The following is a 4849-nucleotide window of genomic DNA, read 5'->3' on the forward strand; positions in this document are numbered from 1 at the left end:
GTAGCCGCTTAATTTGTCTAAAATTTCATTGGCTTCGCTGTGATTTTGTGGAATGCCGTGTTTGGTGTCCCAAACGTAAATGCCGTTGCTACTCATTTTTTGCTCCTTAAAATTGTGTTAAAAATTGCTTACATTGTAAATCAAGAATATCAGCAGGTCGAGACCCTTGTCTCAACCTGCGATTTTGCCTGTTTATTTGCCTTTAAATGGCTGCCACATTTTGGCAAGCTGCTGTTCCGCCCGTCTCATCCAGCTCGTAGGTTGGGTTGAGGAACGAAACCCAACATTTTTTTGCACCAAGATAACCCATAAAAATCAACCACCCCAATTTTTTGGTAAAATCCCATTTTCAACATAACGATGAAATGATGAATATTGCCAATCTATCACTCTATTTACCAAACCATGCTTTAAAGGATTGATATGAATATAATCAATGTGAAAATAAAAATCTCGTTCATCTCTGATACAATACTCCCAAAATCGCCTTTGCCAAATTCCTCTTTCTTGTTTCTTTTGGCGACTGGTTGAAATTCTTTCATTTTTAGGAATTTTTTTGGGAAAAATAATATTTAATCAAGCGAATGCGTGTAGAATAATCACAATCATCGCCAAAAGTACAAAGCATATGTAAATGGTCTGGCAATATCACAATTGCCTCAATGTCAAATGGGTGTTTTTGTTTGACAATTTTAAAAACATTGTGTAAATCATCAATATGCCTTATTAGCAAATCACTTGACCTGTCAGCCAAGTTAACAGTAATTTAGCATTGCTCTTTGAATTTGTTGGGTTTCGCACCAAAGCCCAACCTACGGGCTGGGTGGTGGATTTTGAAATTTATTGACCATACATTCAATAAAAAAAAACCCAACAAAGACTGAACGCCACACTCAACCCTCTACCAACTTTAACAACACCACCCACGCTTGGCGATTGAGCTGACAAGATTGTTCATCTTTTGGCGTACATGGACTGGCTTTTTCTTGGGGCAAGATAATTTGTCCTTGTTCCCCTATTTTCATCTTTCTTAGCATGACGGTGTGCATGACATTGCCACCCACAAACCATGCCTCACCTTTATCCTTATCAACATTAACCGCAATATCACAATGAGCTGGCAAGCCTGTTTGATGGTTGGTAAGATAATTGTGCAAATCCTGATAGTTTGCAACCAACTGACGGGCATCACCTCGCACATAACACAACAAATCTCCCACCGCCACACGACTCACCAATGGGTCTGCTACACGATAATCACCCCGCCCAAGCCACGAATGACGAATATAATCAAAATGGCGAGGCGAAGTCTCAAAATCCACCCCCGCCTGCATCATCACATACGACACAAAAGTCGCCGACCACGCCACATCACTGGCAAAGGCACGACAAATGTTGGAGCTGGCATTGATGGATTTGTCCTGTTTATTACATTGATGGTAGGGTAACTTTCTATTCAACTTTGTCAATACATTACCATCACGCCAGTATGCCACTACCCTCTCCCACGCCAAAGAGCCATCTGCCAGCCGTGAATTGTCTGCTTCGTAGTGGTCATATTTGGCGATTTTGCCATCAATGGTAATAAATGGCTCACCCCACACTTGATGTTCACGCAGGGCAATGGTGGCGATACGTTCAGATTTGGAGGTGTTTGGAGAAAAGTTAGGAGTGGGTGATTGCCATAAATTTGTTTGTGCCAAATCAGCAGAAACGCAAGCTGTTAAAAACAATGTAGTAGTTAAAATAAATAATTTGAGTGGTTTTATCATTTGCATTTGATGTTGTATTGTTTTTCAAAATTAAGCAATGTTTCCTTGATGCCTATCCCACCTGTATAACCACCGATACTTCCATCAGACGCAATCACCCGATGACAAGGAACGATGAGAGAAATTGGATTTTTACCGTTGGCATTGGCACAAGCACGAAAGGCGTTAGGGTTGCCAATCTGTGTAGCCAGCTCTTTATAACTTATGGTTTCTCCATAAGTTATATTCATCAGCATTTGCCAAACTTTTACCTGAAAATCCGTCCCATGCGACACATCAAGAGGTATGCTAAATCTGTAAAGCGTACCGTTAAAATAAGCGTCCAACTCCTGCATGATGAATCGAGCAAACTTTTGGTCATTGCCATTCATCTCATCAATAGGCATAAAAGTTATAGATTTATGGAGTTTGGTAGACAACTGATTGGTTTTATCATCAAACCAATCAAGCAGGAGCAATTTATCACCCCAAATAGTCAACCTCATCAAGGGCAATGCCAAAGGAGGTTTATAATAAAAGCCCAACATTAGTTCGCTCGCTCAATACGAATGTAGCCCTGATTGGAATTTGAGATGTTAGGTACAGAGTAGTTAACTGGTGTGCTTTGTGGGCTAAGTGCATTTGGTGTATAAGTTCTTTTTGACAATAAAGTCAGCAAATCATCAGCAAAACGATAACCCAATTCGCTATAACCCGACTGACTAAAATGCACACCATCTGATGATGCCTTGCCTTGACGAATCCACCATTTCATTGAGCATTGACCGCCCATCGCATTTTGCCAATCCCAGTAGAGTGTGCGTTCGGTTTGAGCAACTTCACGTTGCACCCTTTGTACGTCTGTCAAGGTGCTTGGACGCACCCCACAATCCCCTGCCGTGCTTTTTAGGGATTCGGGGGCGGACATGATAAGTATGGCAGTTTGGGGACTGGCGGTGCGAATCTGGCGAATACGTTTGATCAGTTCTTGTTTGACAGTTTGCCCTGATACGCCGTTATAGGCTTCGTTTGTGCCATATGCCAACACCAAAAGATTTGGACGCATAAGCGACAATTCTCGTTGCCAAGCACCATCATTCCAACGATTCCAATAAGAAAGCTCCGCCCCATTGATACCAATGGCAGAGACAACTGCCCCTTGACCGTTTGGGTTTAATGCCCACCACCCACCAATAGCAGAGCGGTTTGCCCCATCATTATAAAGCGTTACAGGCAATGTAGCATTGATGGCTACAAGTTGCCATTGTCCGTTTTTTTGGGCGGTTTGTACAGCAAAACGTTGACCCCGTGCATCTTGGGCGATAAAGCGACCATCGCCCGCAGGCTGTCGTATGCTAATAAAGAGCCGTTGGGGGTTTTCTGCGTGTTTGGATTTTAGAGTCAGTGTTGCCCCATGCCATAAGGGTTTGGCAATCATGCCCCCCAACGTATAATTTTCACCAAGTTCATGACGGCTAGAAACAGGGGTAAAATCCACATTATCATAACCAAACCGTGCCATACGCTGACCACTAAAATACATCGGCATTGCCCAGCCCATGCCTCCATCACCCATGCGAGCCTGCAAACGCTGACGCAGTGCGTCCGTCATGGTATCACCTGCGGTATGGCTATCACCAAGCTGAACAATATGCAAGGAATTTTGGGCAAATGCACTCATCAGTAGTTGGGTGTTTGGTTCGCCATAGTTGGTGAGATTGGCATGGGCAGATACACTCACACCAAGCAATAGGGGAAGATAAAGTCGTTTAAGTGTCATTGTTATTGTTCAATGGTTAAAAAAGATTGGATATGTTGTGCCAGTTCACGCTGTCCATCGGGTGTAAAATGAATGCCATCACCCGTTCGCATCTTGATTTTTTTATCATCTTTGATGAGATAATCGCTATATTTGTTGTCAATACTCCCCATCACAGGGCGAGCATCAATGATTTGGACTTGATGACGATTAAGCTCCGCCATCATCACATCATTGATATGCATCATTTGAGAATCTAATTTTTCTTTACGCATGTTTGGGGGCGTTACCCAAATCACGCCAACGTTATGCTCTTTGGTAAAGTTTAAAATATCCGCCATGCGAGATTGGTACTCGCTATCCCATTCTGGACTTTTAAATTTCAGATATTTACTACCACCCTTGACAGGCATATCCCAAGGGTCGTTTGGCCCTAGCATGATGATAAGCACTTTAATATCTTTGTCTTTACCAATGGTCTCTTTGATGGTGGTTTGCCAATCAAAAAATTTAGGGTATGCAAGCCCTGTACTTTGCTTGCTAAGATTGACAGATTTTATACCAAATTCTTGCAAATATTTTTGTATGTGAGGGGCAACCCCTTGCATGAGTGAATCCCCAGCAAAAAACACCTTTTGTGTTTTATTTAAAGTTAAAGATGCCTTGATCATCTGTGCTTTGGCTTGCTCTGTGGTCATAACAGACAAAAACGGCTCAGACTCTTGAGGAGGTTGAACATTGGGTGTTTTTGGTGTAATGCTAGGATTGGAAGCTGGTTCGCTTTGTAAAGATTCGGTCGTACCCTGTTTTGCCTGTGCTAGCCCATCATGAATCTTCGCCCCTGCTTTCCAAACATTATTGTCAATATTGGCAAGCGGGCTTGGTTTATGATAAGTCTGTAAAAAATAGGCATTGATGGATTGTTGCATGACCCAAATACCAAGCACAGATGACCCCGCCAAAAATAACAATGGCTTGCCAAAATTTTTAGGGAAAAGTGTATTTTTCTTATGAATGCTATCCGATGACACATCAAGTATGGGTTGATCAGTTGTCGGTTGTTCTGCATATGTGATTTGCATGGTTTCAATATGTGCAGGTTCGGATTGATGCGTTTGTAGGTAGCCCACACGGTCGGTCTCTTTGGGCTTGTCTTGCAAAATAGCAATTTCCTCACTCTTAACTGCCTTGTTTGTTGTGATTGCCTGCCCCAAAACTTCATCATAATGATTATCAATCTTATTTATCACAACATCATCTTGTATCACAACATCATCTTGTATCACAACATCATCTTGTATCACAACATCATCTTGTATCACAACATCATCTTGTATCA

General features: G+C 42.2%; 6 protein-coding genes. All 6 read right to left on the reverse strand.

Annotation, left to right across the window (positions count from 1 at the left end; genetic code table 11):
- Positions 1-315: 315 nt before the first annotated feature.
- A complete protein-coding gene (locus MOB01S_RS13000; RefSeq protein ID WP_439646425.1) occupies positions 316-570 on the reverse strand; it encodes an REP-associated tyrosine transposase in 255 nt (84 codons plus the stop codon).
- Positions 545-754, reverse strand: coding sequence for a transposase (locus tag MOB01S_RS12915; RefSeq protein ID WP_369406669.1), 210 nt, complete (start codon positions 752-754; stop codon positions 545-547). The genes MOB01S_RS13000 and MOB01S_RS12915 overlap by 26 nt, the downstream gene beginning before the upstream one ends.
- Positions 755-893: 139 nt before the next feature.
- On the reverse strand, positions 894-1772 hold the full coding sequence (locus tag MOB01S_RS11765; RefSeq protein ID WP_169798152.1) for a DUF2272 domain-containing protein: 879 nt from the start codon (positions 1770-1772) through the stop codon (positions 894-896).
- A complete protein-coding gene (locus MOB01S_RS11770; protein ID WP_157074000.1) occupies positions 1769-2257 on the reverse strand; it encodes a methylated-DNA--[protein]-cysteine S-methyltransferase in 489 nt (162 codons plus the stop codon). The genes MOB01S_RS11765 and MOB01S_RS11770 overlap by 4 nt, the downstream gene beginning before the upstream one ends.
- 41 nt (positions 2258-2298) lie before the next feature.
- A complete protein-coding gene (locus MOB01S_RS11775) occupies positions 2299-3531 on the reverse strand; it encodes a GDSL-type esterase/lipase family protein (RefSeq protein WP_066805747.1) in 1233 nt (410 codons plus the stop codon).
- 2 nt (positions 3532-3533) lie between these two features.
- Positions 3534-4849: SGNH/GDSL hydrolase family protein (locus MOB01S_RS11780; RefSeq protein ID WP_066805750.1), on the reverse strand; the 1316-nt coding region annotated here is incomplete at its 5' end.

The organism is Moraxella oblonga NBRC 102422 (assembly GCF_001598275.1).
GTDB lineage: Bacteria > Pseudomonadota > Gammaproteobacteria > Pseudomonadales > Moraxellaceae > Moraxella > Moraxella oblonga.

Bases quoted from the DNA above. Each gene is read 5' to 3' on its own strand.
- MOB01S_RS11770 (WP_157074000.1), bottom strand. From the start codon at position 2,257: ATGAGGTTGACTATTTGGGGTGATAAATTGCTCCTGCTTGATTGGTTT.
- MOB01S_RS11765 (WP_169798152.1), bottom strand. From the start codon at position 1,772: ATGATAAAACCACTCAAATTATTTATTTTAACTACTACATTGTTTTTA.
- MOB01S_RS11775 (WP_066805747.1), bottom strand. From the start codon at position 3,531: ATGACACTTAAACGACTTTATCTTCCCCTATTGCTTGGTGTGAGTGTA.